We start from the raw sequence: 19,997 nt of genomic DNA on the forward strand, positions 1-19,997 counted from the left end.
CTCCTCCCGCGCCCGACCCACCGCAATCTCTTCCCGCTCCACCAACGACAACCTCGCCGCCACCACGCCACCTCCACCCCACATCCTGCGGCGTTGCAACCACCGATTGAGTCTGCCCCTGACGACTCAAAAGGTTGATGATCATGGGAAAGCTGGGACACTGCACCCCATGGTGGCGTTCACCGGACGGGTGCGCCGCTGGCGCGAGGACAAGCCCGGCGGCATGGCGGTCGTCGACGTCCCGGCGGAGCTCGTCGCGGAGCTGGGCGGACGCCGTCAGTACCGCGTCACCGGCACCATCGCGGGCGCTCCGTTCACCGGCAGCACGATGCTCGTCGCCGGCGGTGGGTTCTGCGTCGGCGTCAGCAAGGCGGCGCTGACGGACGCCGGCGCCTCGGTCGGTGACGAGGTCCGTCTCGACATCGCTCCCGCCGCCGGCTCACGGAGCCCACGCTAGTAATTCGCATAACGGATTCGCGGCGTGACCAGCGCGACCGTCGCCTTCCGCCGGAAACCTGCTCGTCACACTCTTGACACCCTGACCGCCACGGGCCAGGATCGCACCCAATCCCCGACTGAGAGCCGGCGGATCGAGAGCACGAAGTTATGCGCATAACGATCACCGGAAGGAGCGCCATGGCGGCCAAGCGAGCGACCCAGGCCGACGTCGCCCGGATGGCCGGCGTCAGTCAGGCCACCGTGTCGCTGGTGCTCAACGGCGAGCCGGACCGCGTCGGCACGGACACCCGGCAGCGCGTGCTCGACGCGATCAGCAAGACCGGCTACTCGGCCAACCCGCTGGCGCAACGGCTGGCCCGCGGCCGCAACCAGATCATCGGCGTCTTCACCTACGAGCCGGTGTTCCCGCAGGGCAACGGCGACTTCTACCACCCGTTCCTGATCGGCATCGAGCGCGAGGCCGAGCGCTGGGGCAGCGACCTGCTGCTGTTCACCAGCGCGCCGGTCGAGAACGGACGGCGCCGGCTGTCCGGAAAGGCCCGCGCTCACCTCGGCGTCACCGACGGCTGCGTCCTGCTGGGCCGCACCGAGGACAAGCAGGAACTCGTGCACCTCATCGACGACGGGTTCCCGTTCGTCTTCGTCGGACGGCGCGAGCTGCCCGGCGCCGCCGACCTGCCCTACGTCGGCGCTGACTACGTCCAGGCAACGAACGACGTCGTCGGGCTCTTCGTCGAGCAGGGCCACGAGCGCATCGGGTTCGTCGGCGAGCTGAGCGAGCGCGAGTCGATCATCGACCGGCTGACGGGCTACCGGACGGCGATGCGCGCGGCCGGGCTGCGGCCGACATCGTTCGACCCGGCCGAGCTGACCCCGGCCGAGATCGTCGACGTCGTCGTCGAGAACCACCTGACCGGGCTGGTGCTGGCCGAGGCGTACCGCGCCGGGAGCATCCGCGCGGCGGCCGCGGAGCGCGGGCTGGACGTGCCGGCCGACCTCTCGATCGCCGTCCTCGGCCAGCCCGACGTCCCCGTCGCGCCCGGCGCCGACGACGCCGGCGCCGGCACCGCGTGGACCGGCTTCCGGCTCCCGCGCGAGGAGATGGGCGAGCAGGCGTTGTCGCTGCTCATCGAGTTGATCGAGGACCCGTCCGGCACCACCGACCGGCACCGCCTGCTGCCGTGCGTCATCGAGCCGGGCGCGACGGTGTCCGCGCCCCGGCAGCGCTGAACGAAGGAGACGAGTGAACGAGCTACGGACCGAGATCCTGGTGGTCGGCGGCGGCCTCGGCGGCGTCGCGGCCGCCCTGGCGGCGCTGCGCCGCGGCCGCCGGGTGGTGCTGACCGAGGAGTACCCCTGGCTCGGTGGCCAGCTCACGTCGCAGGCCGTCCCGCCGGACGAGCACCCGTGGATCGAGGAGTTCGGCGCCACCCGATCCTACCGCCGGCTGCGCGACGGCATCCGCGACCACTACCGCCGCAACTACCCGCTGACCGACGCCGCGCGACAGCATCCGGCCCTGAACCCGGGGGCCGGCTGGGTCAGCAAGCTCTGCCACGAGCCGCGGGTCGCAGTCGCGGTCATCGACGAGCTGCTCGCGCCGTGGCGCTCGGCCGGCCGGCTGACGATCCTGCAGCCCGCGCGGCCGGTCGGCGCCGACGTCGACGGCGACATCGTCCGCGCCGTGACGGTCCGGCGCCTCGACACGCAGGCGACCACGACGATCAGCGCCGACTACGTCCTCGACGCCACCGAGACCGGCGACCTGCTCCCGCTCACCGGCGCCGAGTACGTCACCGGCTTCGAGTCGCGGGCCGAGACCGGCGAGCCCAGCGCCCCGGAGCACGCGCAGCCGCAGAACCAGCAGGCGATCAGCTACTGCTTCGCGATCGACCACGTCGACGGCGACCACACCATCGACCGGCCGGCGCGCTACGACCACTGGCGCTCGGTCGAGCCGGACTTCTGGGGCTCGCCGCTGCTCAGCTTCGGCGCGCCCGACCCGCGCACGCTGCGGCACAAGCCGCGCGTCTTCGACCCGAACCCCGGCGACGACGCGCTCGCCGTCGACGCAGACCAGAGCCGCGAGCAGGGCGACGGCAACCTGTGGACGTTCCGCCGCATCGCCGCCCGCGACCTGTTCGCCCCTGGCCACTACGCCAGCGACATCACGCTGGTGAACTGGCCGAACATCGACTACTTCGAGGCGCCGGTCGTCGACGTCGACGACGCGACGCTGCGGGCCCGGCTCGACGACGCCAAGCAGCTCAGCCTCTCGATGTTGTACTGGATGCAGACCGAGGCGCCGCGGCCCGACGGCGGCACCGGCTGGCCGGGGCTGCGGCTGCGCCCCGACGTGGTCGGCAGCGCAGACGGGCTGGCCCAGGCGCCATACGTTCGCGAGGGCCGGCGCATCCGGGCCGTCACCACCGTCGTCGAGCACGACCTCTCGCAGGCCGTCCGCGGCGCGAGCGGCGCCCGTCACTACCCCGACACCGTGGGCGTCGGCATGTACCGGATCGACCTGCACCCGTCCACGGGTGGCGACAACTACCTGGACGTCGGCGCCGAGCCGTTCGAGATCCCGCTCGGCGCCCTGCTGCCGCAGCGGATGCGCAACCTGCTCCCGGCGGCGAAGAACATCGGCACCACCCACATCACCAACGGCTGCTACCGGCTGCACCCGGTCGAGTGGAACATCGGCGAGGCCGCGGGCCATCTGGCCGCGAGCTGTCTCGACGACGACCGGCAGCCGCATGAGATCCAGGCCAAACAGCCGCTGCTCGAGGACTTCCAGACTCTGCTGACCCGTGACGGCGTGGAACTGCGCTGGCGGGACGGCGTGTCCGGCTACTGACCACGTCCAAGGAGGGACGATGAAGCACCGCACCCTGCTCGCCGCCGGCCTCACGGCCGTCGCCCTGACCCTGACCGCCTGCGGAGGCGGCGACGGCGAGGACTCGACGTCCGACGGCCCCGCCGACCTGCGCATGACCGTCTGGACCTCCGACGAGGCACAGCTTGCGCTGTTCCAGGAGATCGCCGACGCCTACGTCGCCGAGCACTCCGACACCGTCTCCGGGATCAGCTTCGAGACGCTGCCGTTCGAGGACTACACCACCGGCATCACCACGCAGATCGCCGGCGGCAACCCGCCCGACCTCGCCTGGATCTTCGAGTCGTCGGCGCCGGAGTTCGTCGCCAGCGGCGCGCTGCTCGACCTGCGCCCGGTGCTCGAGGAGACCGACGGCTACGACGCCGGCGACCTGGAGCCGGACGCGCTGCGGCTCTGGGAGAGCGACGGCGGCCTGTACGCCTACCCGTTCTCGAACAGCCCGTTCGGCGTGTTCGTCAACACCGACCAGCTGACGGCGGCCGGCCAGCCGCTGCCCGCGGACCTGATCGCGGCCGGCGACTGGACCTGGGACCGGGCGGCTGAGATCGCGGCGGCGACCGCACAGACCAGCGGCAAGGCCGGCCTCGTGGTCCGCGACTTCGACTTCGCGCTCTGGGAGAACCTCGGCACCATCTGGTCCAGCTTCGGCGCCCGGCCGTGGTCGGAGGACGGCTCCAGCTGCGAGTTCACCTCGCCGGAGATGATCGACGCGCTGACCTGGATCCACGACCAGATCTTCACCACCGGCGCGCTGCCCGGCCCCGGCACGACGGCGGACTTCTTCGCCGGCGACGCCGCCATGACGGTGACGCAGATCAGCCGGGCGTCGGCGCTGGACGGCAGCTTCGGCTGGGACCTGGTGCCGCTGCCGGACGGGCCGGAGGGCCACATCAACGTCATCGGGCAGGCCGGCATCGGTGTGTTCGCCGACGGCCCGAACGCCGACGTCGCCGCGGACTTCCTGGCGTACTTCACCAACCCCGAGAACGCCGAGCGGCTGGCCGCGTACTTCCCGCCGCCGCGCACGTCGCTGCTCAACGCCGAGACGCTGCAGGGCGCCAACGCCAAGCTGACCGCGGAGCAGCTGCAGGCCGTGGTGATCGACGGCATCCCGGGCGCGGTGACCAAGCCGGCGCACGCGAACTTCGCGCAGCTGCAGGCGGCGATCCGGGCCGAGCTCGACGCCCTGTGGACCGCGGACGCCGACGTGACCGCCGTCGCCGAGTCGGTCTGCGCGGCCGCCGAGCCGCTGCTGGCCGGCTGAGGCCGTCATGGCGACGGCGACCCTCGGCCCGCCCCGGGCCAGACGGCGGCTGAGCCGGCGTGAGGACGTCCTCACCGGCTACGCGTTCGTCCTGCCCCAGCTCGTCGGCAGCCTGCTGTTCGTGATCGGGCCGCTGGTCGCCGTCGTCTGGTACAGCCTGCACGACTGGAACGTGCTGGCGAACAGCTTCACCTACTCCGGCACGGACAACTACGAGCGGCTGGCGACGGACCCGGGCTTCCACGACGCGATGCGGGCCAGCGGGATCTTCTCCGCCGGGCTGGTGCTGCTCAACGTCGGCCTGGCTCTCGGGCTCGCCGTCATGCTCAACCAGCGGCTGCCGGGTACGGCGACGTTCCGGGCGTTCTTCTTCTCCCCGGTCGTGGTGTCGCTGGTCGCGTGGACCATCGTGTGGGGCTTCCTGCTGCAGGCCGACGGCGGCATCAACGGGTTCCTCTCGCAGCTGGGGATCGACGGTCCCAACTGGCTGCGCGAGGGGCCGACGGCGATGCTCTCGGTGATCGTCGTGCAGGTGTTCAAGAACGTCGGCCTCAACATGGTGCTCTTCCTGGCCGCGCTCCAGGGCGTGCCGAAAGAGGTGCGGGAGGCGGCCACCATGGACGGCGCGTCGGCCTGGCGCTCGTTCTGGTCGGTGACCGTGCCGCTGATCAGCGGGACCATCCTGCTGGTGTCGATCCTGACGGTGGTCGGCTCGCTGCAGGTGTTCGCGCAGATCGCGGTCCTGACGCAGGGCGGGCCGGGCACGTCGACGACGGTGATCGTCTACTACCTCTACCAGCAGGCCTTCCAGTTCCAGGAGTTCGGCTACGCCAGCGCCGTGTCGGTGGTGCTGTTCGTGATCGTCGCGATCCTGACGTTCGTCCAGTGGCAGACGCGGAGGCGGTGGGTGTTCCATGAGGTCTGACGTCGTCGAGGCCCCGGCAGCAGCATCGTCTGGAGGGCCGCGGGCGCCGGGGTCCGCGGCACCGGAGCGGTCGCCGTCGCGGCGCCGCCGCCGGATCCGTCCGGCGATGGTCGCGGTCTTCGTGCTGCTGTGCGTGCTGGCGGTGCCGTTCGTCTTCCCGACCTGGTGGATGGTGACGGCGAGCTTCAAGCCGATGAGCGAGATCCTGCGGATCCCGCCGACGCTGTGGCCGTCGTCGCCGACCGCCGAGGCGTACGGCCAGGTGTTCGATCTGCAGCCGTTCGCGCAGCAGTACTGGAACAGCATGTACATCGCGGCGCTGGTCACCGTGGGCACGATCGCGGTGTCGTCGATGGCCGGGTACGCGTTCGCCCGGATCCGCTTCCCCGGGGCGAACCTGCTGTTCGGCGTCGTGCTGATCGGGCTGCTGGTGCCGGCCGAGGTCACCATCGTGCCGCTGTTCCGGCTGGTCAACTGGGCCGGGCTGATCGACACGCACTGGCCGCTGATCGTCATCCCGATCGTGGGCGCGCCGAGCGTGCTGGCCACGTTCATCATGCGGCAGTTCTTCCTGACGCTGCCCGGCGAGCTGGAGGAGGCCGCCCGCATGGACGGCCTCAGCCGGGCCGGCATCTTCCGCCGCATCGCGTTCCCGCTGGCCCGGCCGGCCATCGCGGCGGTCGCGATCTTCACGTTCCTGCACTCGTGGAACCTGTTCCTCGAGCCCCTGGTCTTCCTGTCCAGCCGCGAGAGCTTCACCCTGCCGCTGGCGCTGACGCAGTACGTCGACGCCTACGGCGGGCCCATGTGGAACGTCCAGCTGGCCGCCACCACGCTCACGGTGCTGCCGGTGCTCGCGGTGTTCCTGCTGGCCCAGCGGCAGTTCGTCGAGGGCCTCGCCAACACCGGCCTGAAGGGCTGACCCCGCACACACTCCCCGCGAGAAGGAGTTCGTCGATGTCGCCGAACCACGCACCATGGCTCTCCCGCCGCTCGCTGCTGGCCATCGGCGCCGGCCTGGCGGCCGCACCGCTCCTGCCCGTCTCCGCCGCCCGCGCCGTCGACTGGTCCGGGGTGGACCCGACGGTGTTCGGCTCCACCCTCACCGGGCTGCCGGCCGACCCGACGGCCGTCGTGCTCGGCTCACCGGGCTTCACCACGCACGCCGACGGTGTCGGCGACGACACCGCCGCCCTGCAGGCCGCCGTCGACGAGGCGTCGCGCCGGGGCATCGCCAACAAGCTCGGCGACATCCTCGGCGGCGCCCGCGACTTCCCGCACGGCGACGGCGGCGGCGTCGTCCTGGTGCCCGAGGGGACGTACCGGCTGTCCGCGCCGGTCAACGTGTGGGACTCGGTGCGCATCGTCGGTTACGGCGCACGCCGGCCGGTGTTCGTGCTCGGCGCGTCGACGCCCGGCTACGCGACCGGCACGCCGCGGGACCTGTTCTCGTTCCGCCGCCGCCCGTTCGGCGGGCCCGTGACGTACGCCAACAACGACACGTTCGGCTCCGGCCTGGTCAACTTCGACATCCGCGTCGAGCCCGGCAACCCCGACACGTTCGCCGTCCGGTTCGCCGGCGCCCAGCTGTGCATCCTGCAGGACCTCGACATCCACGTGGGCGAGGGCCACACCGGCATCGACCACAACGCCAACCTGATCCAGCGGGTCCGGGTGTTCGGCGGCGAGATCGGCTTCCACGCCTACGCCGCGTCGGCCGGCTGGCAGACCACGGTGCTGGACTGCCGGTTCGAGGGCCAGCGGCGGATGAACGTGCGGCTGTTCAACGACGCCAAGCTGGTGGTCGTCCGGACGGTGTTCGCCGGCGCGCCGCGGGCGATCGAGTCCGCCGTCGACCAGTGGCAGCACCTCTACCTCCAGGACTCGCACTTCCAGGACATCGGCGACGCCGCCGTCGTGCTCAACGAGAGCTCGTCCATCCCGGGCGCGGAGAACGAGCTGATCCGCGGCAGCAACCAGCTGACGGTCCTGAACTGCACGGCCGCCGGGACCCGCGACCTGCTCCTGCTCGCGCAGACCGGCGCGCGGACCCGGACCCGCACCACGCCCAGCCGGATCAAGGAGCTGACCTACGGGCTGCGGGTGGAGCGGGCGCTGACCGGCCAGGAGACCCGCCGCGACGGCGTCCACGCCGACGTCGTCGGGACGGCCGGCACGGCGTGGACGCAGCGGATCCTGCGCACCGACGTGCCCTCGCTGCCGCCGGTCTCGTCGTGGACGAGCGTGGCCGACGTCGCAGCGTCGATGGGCCGCACCATCGGCGCCGGCGCGGACGACCGCGAGGTGTTCCAGGCCGCCGTCGACCGCTACGACACGGTGTACGTGCCGATCGGGTTGTACCTGCTCAGCGACACGCTGCGGCTGCGGCGGACGTCGAACCTCATCGGCCTGCACCCCCGGCAGACCTGGCTGCGCGCCGTCGACGGGCACCCGAACTTCTCCGACCCGGACGCGCCGCGGGCGCTGGTCGAGACCCCGCGCGGCGGGCGGAACATCGTGATCGGTCTCGGCCTGGACACCGCCGAGCAGACGCCGGGCTCGGCGAACGTGCTGTGGCAGTCCGCCGACGGGTCGTACCTGGCCGACATCACGACGCAGTTCATCAAGTGGCATCCCGAGGACGTGTCGTCGGGCGACCCGGGCTACACCTACCGCGGCCGGCACAAGTACAACGTCTGGGTGCGCGGCGGTGGCGGGACGATCGCCAACGTGTGGGCGGCGGCCGGCTGGTCGGACAACGGCCTGTTCGTCGAGCACACCGACGAGCCGGCGCGGGTCTACGAGGTCTCCGTCGAGCACCACGAGACGCGCGAGGTCGTGCTGCGCGGCGTCTCGGGCTGGCAGTTCCTGGGCCTGCAGACCGAGGACCACATCTACGGCTGGCGGTCGCAGGCGGTCGAGATCGTGTCCAGCTCGGACCTCCTGTTCGCCAACTCGGTGTTCTTCCGGGTCGCGACCGTGCTCGGGCCGTACCCGTACGCCGTCAGCGTCCAGGACTCCGAGCGGATCTGGCTGCGCGGCAACCGCGGCTACCGCGACAAGACGCCCGAGTTCACCCAGTGGGGCGCCGGCGCGATCGACCACGACACCGGGCGGATCGTGCCGGAGATCGAGTTCGCCTACGTCGAGATCGCGGGGTGACGGCGATGGAACGGCGCGACTTCCTGAAGCTGGCCGCCGGCGCCGCCGTCGCGACCGGGCTCGGCGCCGGCGTGGCCCGGGCGGCCGTCCCGCGCGACAAGAGCGAGCTGGTCCCGTCGGCCGGCGCTCACTTCGGGGCCTACGTGTACGCGGGCAACGACGCCGGCGTCTCGCAGCCGGAGGCACTGGAGACGAAGATCGGTCACCGGCTGGGCATCAACCACTGCTTCCACCACTACGGCACGGCGCCGCACACGACCCGCTGGCAGAACGACATCGCGGCCGGCCGGATCCCGATGATCTCGTGGAGCGCCGGCCCGGAGGCACGGCTGCAGCAGATCGTGGACGGCGTCCACAACAAGGAGATCGACGACCAGGCGACGCTGCTCGCCTCGCTCGGCGCGCCACTGTTCCTGCGGTTCACCTGGGAGTTCGACCTGCGGTACACGAACACGGCGCTGTTCCGCGCCGCCTGGGAGCACGTCCACGCCAGGTTCGCGGGCGCGCCGAACGTGGCGTTCGTGTGGTGTCCCACCTGGCGCGCCTACCGCGAGACGTTCAAGGCCGACGCGTTCTACCCGGGCGACGCGTTCGTCGACTGGATCGCCGCCGACGCCTACGCCCGTCCACACACCGACCCCGCCTACCACTACCGCGCGTTCGACCTCATGATGGACACCGCACACGCCTTCGCCGCCGATCACGGCAAGCCGTTCATGGTGGGCGAGACCGGCGTGCACCGGGCCGCGGTCGATCCCGTGCAGGCCGAGTGGCTGACCACGACGCGGTCGGTGGTGAAGAGCTCGTACCCGCTGCTCAAGGCGTTCGTCTACTTCCACCGCGACGGCGACGCCCCGGACGGCGACGACTGGCGGGTCACGGTGCCCGACGGCGGCCCGGCCCAGCAGGCGTTCGCCGCCTACGCGCACGACCCCTACTTCAACCCGAGCTAGGTTGCTAGCATGCTCGCATGAGCATGCGGCGCGTGGACGACCCGCGGCGAGCCGGTGACCGCTGGCTCGCCGTGGGCATCGTCGCGCTCGAGTTCGCCGCCGCCGTCAGCACGTTCGTCGCGTCGACGCTGCTCCCGATCGTCGCCGCCGACCTCGGCGCCCGGGACCGGCTCGGGCTGCTGATCGCCGGCGGCACGCTCGGCCTGTTCGTCGCGATGCCGCTGGCCGGGACGGCGCTGGGCCGTCTGGGCGCCGGGCGGACGCTGGCCCTGGGGACGGCGCTCTACGTCGGCGGGCTGGTGGCCGCGGCGACGGCGCGGACGGCGTGGGTCTTCGCGGCCGGCCAGTTCACCGCCGGGACGGCGAGCGGGCTGCTCGCCGTCTTCGGCATCAGTGCGGCGATCCGGCGACTGGACGACGCGCTTCGGCTGAAGGTGATCGCGGCGTCGTCGGCGATGTGGATCCTGCCCGCGATGGTCGGCCCGGCCGCGACGCTCGCGCTGGAGCACGCTGCCGGCTGGCGGTGGACGCTGCTGGCGCCGGTCCCGGTCGTGCTGGCCGGGCGGGTGCTGGTGGTCCGTGCGGTCCGCGGCGACCGGGTGGCGGGCGGGCCGGCGGGCGGGGACCGGTTGCGGCCGGCCGGGCTGCTGGTCCCGGCCGGTGCCGCCGCCGTCGTGCTGGCGGACGGCGCCTGGCTCGCCGCCGCGGCGGGCGCGCTGGCCGCCGGCGCCGGGACGGTGGCGCTGCTGCCACGCGGGACGGCCCGGCTGCGGCGCGGCGCTCCGGCGGCGCTGGCCGCGATGGCGCTGTTCGGCGCCGGGTACGTCGGCGCCGACAGCCTGATCACCGTCCTGCTCACCGACGGGTACGGCGTGAGCCTCGCCCGCGCGGCAGTCGTGCTCGGCGCCGCGCCGCTGGCCTGGGGCCTCACCAGCCTCGTCGTCGCCCGCGTCGCGACCGGGCGGCAGCTGCCGGCGGCCGGGCTGGCGGTGACGGCGGCAGCGGCGGCCGTCCTCGCCGCCGGACCGCGCGAGTTCGCCGTCGCCCTGGTCGCGTGGGCCGCCGGCGGCGCCGGGGTCGGGCTGGCATACCCCGGCCTCTACCTCCGCTCCACGACCGGGACCGACGCGACAGCGGCCCAACTGGCCACCGCCGTCATCACCGCCGAGACCGTCGGCGGGCTGCTCGGCCGGGCCGGCGGAGGGGCGCTGGCCAGCAGCAGCGTCACCGCCGCCTACGTCGCCTTCGCCGCCCTGCTGGCCGCGGCTGCCCTCGCCGCCACCCGCAGCGGCCCGGCCCCGTCTACGCCTACGGCGCAGACCTCGTCGCGAGCGCCCTGACGAAGACGCCGGCGACCGCGACCATCTCGGCCCGAGCCGCACCGGGATCGGCCGCGGACGCCACGTACATCGCCGCCTCGTCGGCGACCGCGATCAGCGCGTGCGACAGCGGGACGATCGGCTGCCGCTCCACCTCGCCCGCGGCCATGCCCTGCTCGAGAACCATCTGGATGAGCCCGAGGACGTGCGGCTGGCAGATCTCGCGCCACCTGACCCAGCCCAGCACCGATGGGCCGTCGACGAGCACGATGCGCTGCACCTCCGGCCGTTCGCACAGCTGCAGCCACGCGTCCACCGCGCTCAGCATCGCGGCCGCGAAGCCCTCCGGCGCCGCGGCGCCGGCCACCTCGACGAGGTGCCGCGACACGTCGGCCTCGACGTCCTCCAGCACCGCGGCGAACAGCTCGGTCTTGTCGGCGAACTGGTGATAGAGCGCGCCGCGGCTGACCGATGCCTCGCGGACGATCGCCTCGGTGCCCACGCCCGCGAATCCTTGCGCGGCGAAGAGCCGCCGACCGGCGTCGACCAACGCGACGCGCGTAGCGGCGGATCGTTCTGCTTGAGTGCGACGCTTAACATTCATACTGTCTGTATGTTACCTTGCGTGCAGTCTGTCTGTTTGTGCGTCGAGTCTAGGAGTTCCTCATGGCCGCCATCGAGCTCCCGAGCGGAACCGTGCACTACCGCGTCGTGGGACCGGAGTCCTCCGCCGCGCCGCCCGTCGTCTTCGTCGGCCCGCTCCTCACCGACGGCGCCCTGTGGTCGCGGGTCGCCGACGATCTCGCGGAACGCGGTATCCGGTCGTACGCTCCGGACTGGCCGCTGGGCGCCCACCGCGTCGCCATGAAGCCCGACGCCGACCTCTCGCCCCGCGGCGTCGCGCGCCTGGTCCTGGAGTTCCTCGACGCTCTGAACCTGGACGCGGTGACCCTGGTGGGCAACGACACGGGCGGCGCGCTGTGCCAGTTCGCCATCGACACCGACCCCCGGCGGGTCGGCCGCGTCGTCCTCACCAACTGCGACGGCGTCGACGTCTTCCCGCCGGCCGTCTTCAAGCCGCTGTTCGCGCTGCTCCGCAGCGAGCGCCGGGCCCGCTTCCTGGCCGGGCAGATGCGGGTCCGCGCGCTGCGGCAGTCCTGGCTAGGGTTCGGCTTGCTGGCGCACGACCTTCCGGCCGAGTTGACCCGCGCGTGGATCGAGCCGGCCCTGCGCGACGACGGCGTCGTCCGCGATCTGACCCGGTTCCTGCGGGCGGTCGACCCGAAGGAGCTGCTCGACGTCGCCTCCAGGCTGCACCGCTTTCAGGGCCCGGTCACGCTGGTCTGGGGCACCGGCGACCGCGCCTTCACGACGAAACTGGGCCGGCGGCTGCAGGAGTTCTTCCGCGACGCCCGCTTCGTGCCGGTGCCGAGGTCGCGGACCTTCGTCCCGCTCGACGCCCCGAAGCAGCTCGCCGACGAGATCGCCGCGATCGGCGCGGCTCACGAGTCCGCGTCGGTGAGTGAGCGCAGCCGCCGCAGCGGCGACAGGTAGAGCGGCACCCACACAACGGCCAGCACCGCCGCGCCGGCCCACAGCGCGGCCCGCGGACCGGCCGTGGCGCCGATCAGGCCGGACAGCGCGGCGCCGATCGCCACCGACCCGATCAGCAGGAACCGCATCGTCGCGTTCTGCCGCCCGAGCAGGTGGTCCGGCGTGACCTGCTGCCGGAACGAGACCAGCACGACATTGTCGACGGAGATCTTGTAGACCAGCACGACCCAGCCGAGGCCGGCCACCCACAGCCACGGCCCCGGCCCGATCGACGGCACCAGCAACCCGGCCGGCGCGACCAGCACGCCGAGCAGCCACAGCGCTCGTCCGGCCCCGAGCCGACCGGCCACCCGGGTCGCCGTCGCCGCGCCGATCAGGCCACTGACGCCGCCGGCGGCGAAGAACAGGCCGAGCACACCGGGCGACAGATCCAGCCGCTGGACCACCAGCACCGGCAGCATGACCAGCACCAGCTGCATGCCGAGGTTCGTCATCGCGCCGGCGACGGCGACCGCGCGCAGGATCCGGTGCCCGGCCACGAACCGGACGCCCGCCGCGATCGAGCGGAGCAGCGGCTCGCGCGGCCCGCCGGGCGCCGTGACCACAGGCTCGGTGCGCCGGATCCCGGCCAGGAAGCCGCCGGACAGCACGTAGCCGATCGCCGTCGCGACCATCGTGATCGGCGCGGACGCCAGCTGTACCAGGAGACCGGCCGCGCTCTGCCCGCCGATGTGCACGACGGAGTCGATGCTGCCGAGCACCGAGTTGGCCGACATCAGCCGGTCCCGCCCGGCGACGTGTGGCAGGTAGCTCAGCGCGGCGACGTCGAAGAACACCGTCGCGCACCCGGCGAGCAGCGCCACGACGTAGAGCTGGCCCATCGTCAGCTGGTCGAGCCACCAGGCGATCGGGATCGAGGCGTAGAGGACCGCGCGGACGGCGTCGGCCGCGACCATGATGCCGCGGCGACGCGCCCGGTCCACCCAGACGCCGGCGGGCAGCCCGATCAGCAGGAACGCGACGGTCGTCAGCGTCGCCAGCAGGCCGACCTCCCCCGGCGAGGCGTCCAGCGCGATGACGGCGACGAGCGGCAGCGCGAACGAGCCGGCCGCCATGCCCAGCTTGCTCGCGGTCGCGGCGGCGTAGAGCAGATGCAGGTCGCGCCGCGGTCGCGGCGGGGCGGTGACGGTCATGGCGTCACCCTCACGGTTGGCGGCCGCGATGCCGAGAGATTTAGCCTGAGCTGAATGCTCGAGCTGACCTTCACCGCCCAGGACCTCTCGCTCACGCGGTTCGCGTTCTCGCCGCTGTGGGAGGTCGTCGCGAGCATCCGGGTGCTGCGCGAGCCGGGCGCACACGCGCTGCACCTGCCCTGGGTGAAGGCGACCCGGTCCCGGCTGGACGGGTTCGACCTGCGGCCGCTCACGTCGCTGGTGCCGCCGGCGGGACGGACGCTGCCCGGCTACCTCGCGCCCACGCCGGTCACGCCGACGCCGGAGCTGGCCGAGGAGCTGGAGCTGCTGCGGGCGACCGATCCGGCGCGGGTCGACGGCGGCCGCGCGGCGCTGGACGCGCTGGTGGCGACGGTCGCGGGGTACTGGGAGCTGGCGCTGGCGCCGTCCTGGCGGCGGCTGCGCGACCTGCTGGAGGGCGACGTGCTGTACCGGGCCCGGCGGCTGGCCGCGGGCGGCGCGCCGGCGCTGTTCGCCGACCTCGATCCGGCGATCGCGTGGTCCGGCGACACGCTCACCGTCCGGCACGCGTCGCTCAGTGAGACCCGGCGGCTGCGCGGCCGCGGCCTGGTGCTGGTGCCGTCGGCGTTCCTGTGGCCGCACGTCGCGTCGAAGACCGAGGAGCCCTGGCAACCGGTGCTGCGCTACCCGGCCCGCGGGATCGCGACGCTGTGGGAGCGCGGCCGGCCGGCGGCGCCGGACGCGCTGGCCGGCGTGGTCGGCCGGTCCCGTGCGCTGCTGCTGGCGGAGCTGGACTCGCCCGCGTCGACCGGCGAGCTGGCCCGCCGCACCGGGCTCACCGCCGGCGGCGTCTCGCAGCACCTCGGCGCGCTCCGTGCCGCCGGGCTGGTGACGTCGCACCGCGCCGGCCGGGTCGTGCTGTACGCGCGCACCGCGCTCGGCGACGCGCTGCTGAGCACATAGGCCGGGGCCGGCCCGCGCACGTTACGGACCGGCCCCGGGATCGTGGGTCAGAGCCGGCCGCATTGCTCCTGACTCGCGAACGGCAGGTCCGGGTAGCCGGACACGTCCTGCGTGCCGAGCGACCCGTCGGCCGCGGCCCGCAGCACCGCCATCGTCGGGATGCGGAACAGGTTCTCCAGCTGGCCGTTGCTCTTCTGGCCGACGGAGCGGACCTCGTAGAAGATCGCGCCCTTGGTCGGGCTCTGCAGCACCGGCTGCTCGCCGGCCGGCGCGGTGCCGCCCATGAGCATCCGGCTGAGCCCCGCGTTGGTGATGTCGATCAGCGGGTAGTGCGCGACGTTGGCCAGCCCGTACTGGTCCAGCGCCTCGACACTGGCCATCGCCATCTGCCGGTTCGTCAGCCACTGTTCGGCCGTCATCCGGCTCGGGTCGATCGAACGGGCGCCGATCTGGAACTGGTTGAGGTCGTTGGTGCCCTCGACGACCGGCGCCTGGCCCATGTGGTGCAGGTCCAGCGCCAGCTCCGGCGCGGTGTCGCGCCACAGCTTCCAGAAGGCGACGGTCTCGGGCTGGGCGAAGTTCTCCCAGTCGCGGTTGAGGTCGATCCGGGTCGGCGTGGTGCTCTGCCGGATGTTCGCCTCCGCGCCGTCGGGGTTGTACATCGGGATCACGATGACGGTGAGGTTCTCGCGGATCAGCCGTGCGTCCGGCGCGCCGCCGGCCAGGTAGTCCAGGATCTGCAGGACGGCCTCGGTGCTGTGCAGCTCGTTGCCGTGGATGCGGGCCTGCAGCCAGAACGTCGTCGGGCCGTCGCCGACGGTGGCGTAGTACAGCTCGCGCCCCTCGCCGGAGGTGCCGGCGGAGTCGACGCTGACGAGGCCGTTGCTGGTCCGCTCGATCCGGTCCAGCGCCTGCACGACGTCGTCGTAGCCGGCCACGCTGGACAGGCTGACGTTCTGGTCCTCCTGCAGGCACGGGCCGCCGGGCAGGTGCGGCGGCTCGGCGGTCGCCGTCGCGGCGCCGGTCAGCGCCGTGGCGAGCATGCCGAGGCCGACGAGCCCGGTGATCAGTCTGCGCATGGTGACTCCTCTAGAGGTGCGGGTCGCTGATGGACGGGCCGGCCGGCGGGATGTCCCAGTACCGGTCGCCGTCGACGGCGTCGATCGCGCCGGAGGCGAGCGCCTCCAACGTCACACCCATCCCGATCAGCGACTGCTGGACCAGCATGCCCATCGACTTCTGCGCGGCCGAGCGGGTCTCGTAGAGCATGATCCCGGCGCCGTTCAGGGCGTACGAGCCGAGCGCCGTGCCCGGCAGTTCGACGTCGGGGTAGCGGGTGATGCCGCCGAACGGGGACTGTCCGATCGAGCGCAGCGCGTCGTAGACCAGCACGTTGACCCGGAAGCTGAGGTCGCGCACGGCCGGGTCGAGCGGGAACTCAGGCGTGCCCTCGGTGACCAGGCCGATCAGCTGCAGCGTCGTGAGCTGGTTCTCCGTCTCGGACTCGACGTTGCTGCCGCGGTGGTGGTGGTCGATGAAGATCTCCGGGTGCAGCCGCTGGAACACCGCCGCCGACGTCCTGGCCTCGGGCGTGACGAAGAAACCGGGCAGCGCCGACTCGCCCGGCAGCAGCGCCTCGTCGCCGGGCTGCAGGCGGAACGTGAGGTCGGGGTGGAAGTCGCGGTTGATGTCGTAGCCGGAGACGCGGCCGGGCTGGAGCAGGTTCCGCGGCAGGTACCACGGCGCCGGCGTGCCGGCGGCGAGGCCCCACTCCTGGGGCGTCCAGACCTGGGTGTTCTGCCGCCGCTGGACCAGGAACCCGGTGGCGTCGCGGAAGTCGGCGCCGTCCATGTTCAGCCGCGGGATGAACCAGATCGTCAGCCGCTCCAGGATGTCCTGGACGGCCGGGTGCGAGCTGGTGGCGAGCGTCTGCATGAGGTGCAGGACCACCTCGGTGCCCAGCGGCTCGCCGCCGTGGATCTGGGTCTGGATCAGCACCGGCAGCTTGCCCGCCTGCGGCTCGCCGAAGCGGGCCAGGTGGATCGGCCAGCCGGTGGCGGAATGACCCGCGACCTCCACGGCCATCCGGCCCTTCGACCGGGCCGCGATCGACGCCAGCTTCGGGCCGAGCTCGGTGTTCGCGGTGAGGGCCACTTTCTGAACGGTCTGGTTCTCCTGCAGCCACGGACCGTTCGGCCTGGACTGCGGGCCGGCGTGGGCGCTGGGCGCCAGCGCGGCGCCCACCCCCAGTCCGGCGACTCCGGCGAGGAACGTGCGTCGGCGCATGGCAACTCCCGTAGTCGGTGACATGGCACCCACGTGATCGCCACAGCGGACAAAAAGGGCACGGGGCAGAATCAGGCAATTGCGCCAACCGAGTCATGACGGCGAACGGCCGCCGGCATGCCGTGGGCTCGCTGCCGCGCCGCGATCACCACCGCGGCGCGTGCATATTCGATTGACGCCCAGGTCAACGACCCTAGGCTGGCCGGGTGTACACCGACGACGACGTGGCGGCGCTCTACGAGGTGCTCAACCCATGGGGCCCTGGCGACGACTTCTACCTCGAACGGGTGATGGCGGCCGCCTCCGTCCTGGACATCGGCTGCGGGCCGGGCGGGCTGCTGCGCCGCGCCCGCGACGAGGGGCACGCCGGGCGGCTGTGCGGCCTCGACCCCGACCGTGCGGCGCTGAACCGGGCGCGCCGCCGCGACGACGTGGAGTGGGTCGAGGGCCGGGTCGCCGACTTCACCGCGAAGGGCGAGTTCGAGCTGGCGGTCATGGCCGGCAACGCGTTCCAGGAGCTGCGCTCCGACGACGACCTGACGGCGTCGCTGGCGGCGATCCGCCGAGCGCTGGCGACCGGCGGCCGGTTCGCGTTCGAAGCGCGCAACCCGGGCGCGCGCGAGTGGGAGACGTGGCGGCCCGAGAACGGCACGGACACCGTCGACGACGCCGGCCGTGAGCTGCGCGTCTGGCATCACGTCGAGGCGGTCGAGGACGGACTGGTCGCGCTGACCGAGACCACGGGGACGCGCGACGGCACGGCGCTGCGGGTCGACCGCGCAACCCTCCGGTTCACTGCCGCCGACACGTTGGACGCACTGCTCGCGACGGCCGGGTTCGTCGTCGAGGAGCGCTACGGCTGGTGGGATCGTCGGCCGTTCGCCCTTGACAGCCGCCTGATCATCACCGTGGCCCGGGCCGTCGATGGCTGACGTGACGCGCGTCGCCGTGCTGTCCGACACGCATGCGCCGCGGTTCTGGAAGTCGTGCCCGCCGGCGGTCGCGGACCATCTCGACGGCGCCGACCTCATCCTGCACGCGGGCGACGTCTGCGTGCCGTCGGTGCTGGACGAGCTGACGGCGTTCGCGCCGGTGCACGCCGTGCTCGGCAACAACGACGGCGCGGACGTCGCCGCGTGGGGCGCGGGCGTCGCGGACGAGCTGCGGCTCACCGTCGCCGGGGTGCGGATCGCGATGCTGCACGACAGCGGGCCGGCGTCCGGGCGGCTACCGCGGCTGCGGGCCAGGTTCCCGGACACCGACCTGGTGGTGTTCGGCCACTCGCACATCCCGTGGAACGAGGAGTCCGGCGGCTTCCGTGTCTTCAACCCCGGCTCGCCGACGGACAAGCGCCGGCAGCCGCACGGCACGATGGGGCTGCTCACCTTGAACGACGGTCGCGTGACGTCGGCCGAGATCGTCGCCGTCACGCCCTGACGCGGCGCGCCCGTTTCGCCCGCCGTGTTTTGCCCGCCGCGCACCGGGTAGCCGATCAGTATGACGGTTTCCATCGAACGCGAGCGCAAGTACGACGTCCACGAGGACGGGCCGGCGCCCGCTGTCTCGCGACTGACCTTCGCGGCCGCGGCGGACCCGACCGCCGTGGAGCTCCAGGCCGTCTACTTCGACACGCCGGACCTGCGGCTGCTCCGGGCCGGCATCACGCTGCGGCGGCGGGCCGGCGGCGCGGACGAGGGCTGGCACCTGAAGGTGCCCGACGCCGAGGCCGACGGGCGGGCCGAGCTGCACCTGCCACTGGACGCTTCGCCTGACGCGAGCGGTGGCACGGCCGCTGCGCCGGCCGGGTTCGCCGAACTGCTCGTCGGCCATACTCGCGGCGTGCCGCTGGAGCCCGTCGCGCACCTCGTCACCGGCAGGACCACCTGGCGGCTGCTCGGTGAGCGGGGAATGCCGCTCGCCGAGCTCGCCGACGACCGCGTCGAGGCCACGGACCTGCGCCGCAAGGTGACCCACCGGTGGCGGGAGGTCGAGGTGGAACTGACCGAGGACGGCGACGCGGCGCTGCTGGACTCCGCCGATGCCGAGCTGGGCCGCCAGGGGCTGCGCCGCAGCTCCGCGCCGTCCAAGCTGGCCCGCGCGCTCCGGCACGAGCCGAACGCCGCCGCCGGACCGGACGACACCGCCGGCGGCCGGGTGGCCGACTACCTGCGGGCCCAGGTCGCGCGGCTCACAGCGATGGACCTCGCGGTCCGGCGCGACCAGCCGGCCTCCGTCCACCAGCTGCGCATCGCGATCCGGCGGCTGCGCAGCACGCTGCGGGTGTACCGGGGGCTGGTCGACCGCCGCCGCACCGAGCCCGTCCGGGCGGAGCTGCGCTGGCTCGGCCAGCGCCTCGGCCCGGCCCGCGACCTGGAGGTCATGGAGGAGACACTGAACCGGCAGGTGGACGAGCTGCCGGCCGAGCTCGTCGTCGGACCCGTGTCGGCCCGGCTCACCCGGCACTTCGCCCCGGCGCGGGCCGAGGCGGCCGCGACGGTCGACGAGACGCTGCGGTCGGACCGGTACCTGCGGCTGCTCGACGCGCTGGACCAGCTGGTCACGGAGCCGCCACTGAGGGGGCGCGCGTCGCGGCCGGCGCGCAAGGAGTTGCCGAGACACGTGCGCCGGGCGTACCGGACGACGAAGCGACGGGTCGGCCGGATCGAGGACGCCGACCACCACGACGAGGCCCTGCACGACGCGCGGAAGGCGGCCAAGCGGCTGCGCTATGCCGCCGAGCTGGCCCGCCCGGTGGCCGGCGCACCGGCGAACCGGCTGCGCAAACGGGCCAAGAAGGTCGCGTCGGTCCTCGGCGAGCACCAGGACAGCGCGGTCATCCGGCCGGTGCTGCGCGAGCTCGGCGCGCAGGCCGCTCGGTCGAGGGAGAACGGCTTCACCTTCGGCCTGCTGTACGACCGGCACCAGGCGAGCGCGGCCGACGCCGAGCGCAGGTTCGGCCCGGCCTGGGACCGCGTCACGGCGAAGAAGGCCCGCCGCTGGCTGCGCTGAGCCCCGCCCCACCT

The 19,997-nt window shown here is 73.0% G+C and carries 18 protein-coding genes; 14 read left to right on the forward strand and 4 right to left on the reverse strand.

The genetic code is table 11. The features are described from left to right. Nucleotides 1-169: 169 nt before the first annotated feature. The 9 genes from C1I92_RS29295 (at nucleotide 170) to C1I92_RS29335 (ending at nucleotide 10,999) form a co-directional block, all read left to right on the forward strand. Nucleotides 170-457: a DUF1905 domain-containing protein gene (locus tag C1I92_RS29295; protein ID WP_111258173.1), complete on the forward strand. Its 288-nt coding sequence runs from the start codon at nucleotides 170-172 to the stop codon at nucleotides 455-457. 179 nt (nucleotides 458-636) lie between these two features. Continuing rightward, nucleotides 637-1,689 (forward strand): LacI family DNA-binding transcriptional regulator, encoded by a 1,053-nt coding sequence (locus C1I92_RS29300; RefSeq protein WP_111258174.1) that lies wholly within the window; start codon nucleotides 637-639, stop codon nucleotides 1,687-1,689. A gap of 13 nt (nucleotides 1,690-1,702) precedes the next feature. Then, nucleotides 1,703-3,316, forward strand: coding sequence for an FAD-dependent oxidoreductase (locus C1I92_RS29305; RefSeq protein ID WP_111258175.1), 1,614 nt, complete (start codon nucleotides 1,703-1,705; stop codon nucleotides 3,314-3,316). Between the two features lie 19 nt (nucleotides 3,317-3,335). Then, the gene (locus tag C1I92_RS29310; RefSeq protein ID WP_111258176.1) at nucleotides 3,336-4,619 is read left to right on the forward strand and encodes an ABC transporter substrate-binding protein; all 1,284 of its coding nucleotides are present in this window, start codon (nucleotides 3,336-3,338) and stop codon (nucleotides 4,617-4,619) included. A gap of 7 nt (nucleotides 4,620-4,626) precedes the next feature. Beyond that, nucleotides 4,627-5,544: a carbohydrate ABC transporter permease gene (locus tag C1I92_RS29315; protein ID WP_111258177.1), complete on the forward strand. Its 918-nt coding sequence runs from the start codon at nucleotides 4,627-4,629 to the stop codon at nucleotides 5,542-5,544. A gap of 106 nt (nucleotides 5,545-5,650) precedes the next feature. Next, nucleotides 5,651-6,466: a carbohydrate ABC transporter permease gene (locus C1I92_RS29320; protein WP_111258178.1), complete on the forward strand. Its 816-nt coding sequence runs from the start codon at nucleotides 5,651-5,653 to the stop codon at nucleotides 6,464-6,466. Between the two features lie 35 nt (nucleotides 6,467-6,501). Next, a complete protein-coding gene (locus C1I92_RS29325) occupies nucleotides 6,502-8,706 on the forward strand; it encodes a glycosyl hydrolase family 28-related protein (protein WP_111258179.1) in 2,205 nt (734 codons plus the stop codon). 5 nt (nucleotides 8,707-8,711) lie between these two features. Beyond that, nucleotides 8,712-9,659, forward strand: a complete 948-nt coding sequence (locus C1I92_RS29330) for a glycoside hydrolase family 26 protein (RefSeq protein WP_199521710.1) — start codon at nucleotides 8,712-8,714, stop codon at nucleotides 9,657-9,659. A 17-nt stretch (nucleotides 9,660-9,676) separates the two neighbouring features. Further along, on the forward strand, nucleotides 9,677-10,999 hold the full coding sequence (locus tag C1I92_RS29335; protein WP_111258181.1) for an MFS transporter: 1,323 nt from the start codon (nucleotides 9,677-9,679) through the stop codon (nucleotides 10,997-10,999). Here the strand turns inward: C1I92_RS29335 and C1I92_RS29340 are convergent. Continuing rightward, nucleotides 10,968-11,582: a TetR/AcrR family transcriptional regulator gene (locus C1I92_RS29340; RefSeq protein ID WP_111258182.1), complete on the reverse strand. Its 615-nt coding sequence runs from the start codon at nucleotides 11,580-11,582 to the stop codon at nucleotides 10,968-10,970. The two genes, C1I92_RS29335 and C1I92_RS29340, sit on opposite strands and share 32 nt — an antisense overlap. 62 nt (nucleotides 11,583-11,644) lie before the next feature. On the opposite strand from C1I92_RS29340, the gene C1I92_RS29345 reads away from it, so the two are divergent. Next, nucleotides 11,645-12,532: an alpha/beta fold hydrolase gene (locus tag C1I92_RS29345; protein WP_111258183.1), complete on the forward strand. Its 888-nt coding sequence runs from the start codon at nucleotides 11,645-11,647 to the stop codon at nucleotides 12,530-12,532. On the opposite strand, the gene C1I92_RS29350 is transcribed toward C1I92_RS29345, so the two are convergent. Next, nucleotides 12,481-13,725, reverse strand: a complete 1,245-nt coding sequence (locus C1I92_RS29350; protein WP_111258184.1) for an MFS transporter — start codon at nucleotides 13,723-13,725, stop codon at nucleotides 12,481-12,483. The genes C1I92_RS29345 and C1I92_RS29350 overlap by 52 nt on opposite strands. A 54-nt stretch (nucleotides 13,726-13,779) precedes the next feature. Here C1I92_RS29350 and C1I92_RS29355 point away from each other — a divergent pair, with 54 nt between their 5' ends. Further along, nucleotides 13,780-14,688: an ArsR/SmtB family transcription factor gene (locus C1I92_RS29355; protein ID WP_111258185.1), complete on the forward strand. Its 909-nt coding sequence runs from the start codon at nucleotides 13,780-13,782 to the stop codon at nucleotides 14,686-14,688. A gap of 47 nt (nucleotides 14,689-14,735) precedes the next feature. On the opposite strand, the gene C1I92_RS29360 is transcribed toward C1I92_RS29355, so the two are convergent. After that, nucleotides 14,736-15,767, reverse strand: a complete 1,032-nt coding sequence (locus C1I92_RS29360) for a M14 family zinc carboxypeptidase (protein WP_111258186.1) — start codon at nucleotides 15,765-15,767, stop codon at nucleotides 14,736-14,738. A 10-nt stretch (nucleotides 15,768-15,777) separates the two neighbouring features. Then, entirely contained in the window at nucleotides 15,778-16,974 is a 1,197-nt protein-coding gene (locus tag C1I92_RS29365; RefSeq protein ID WP_111258187.1) for a M14 family zinc carboxypeptidase, read from the reverse strand. A gap of 206 nt (nucleotides 16,975-17,180) precedes the next feature. On the opposite strand from C1I92_RS29365, the gene C1I92_RS29370 reads away from it, so the two are divergent. From C1I92_RS29370 to C1I92_RS29380, 3 genes are read left to right on the forward strand one after another with little or no spacing between them, the layout of a single operon-like run. Beyond that, nucleotides 17,181-17,906, forward strand: a complete 726-nt coding sequence (locus tag C1I92_RS29370; RefSeq protein WP_111258188.1) for a class I SAM-dependent methyltransferase — start codon at nucleotides 17,181-17,183, stop codon at nucleotides 17,904-17,906. After that, nucleotides 17,899-18,411 carry a metallophosphoesterase family protein gene (locus C1I92_RS29375; protein ID WP_111258189.1) on the forward strand — a complete coding sequence of 171 codons (513 nt, stop codon included), beginning with the start codon at nucleotides 17,899-17,901 and terminating at the stop codon, nucleotides 18,409-18,411. The genes C1I92_RS29370 and C1I92_RS29375 overlap by 8 nt, the downstream gene beginning before the upstream one ends. 60 nt (nucleotides 18,412-18,471) lie before the next feature. Beyond that, nucleotides 18,472-19,983 (forward strand): CYTH and CHAD domain-containing protein, encoded by a 1,512-nt coding sequence (locus C1I92_RS29380; protein WP_111258190.1) that lies wholly within the window; start codon nucleotides 18,472-18,474, stop codon nucleotides 19,981-19,983. The last annotated feature ends 14 nt before the right edge of the window (nucleotides 19,984-19,997 follow it).

This window comes from Jiangella anatolica (assembly GCF_003236295.1).
In the GTDB taxonomy this organism is placed as follows: domain Bacteria; phylum Actinomycetota; class Actinomycetes; order Jiangellales; family Jiangellaceae; genus Jiangella; species Jiangella anatolica.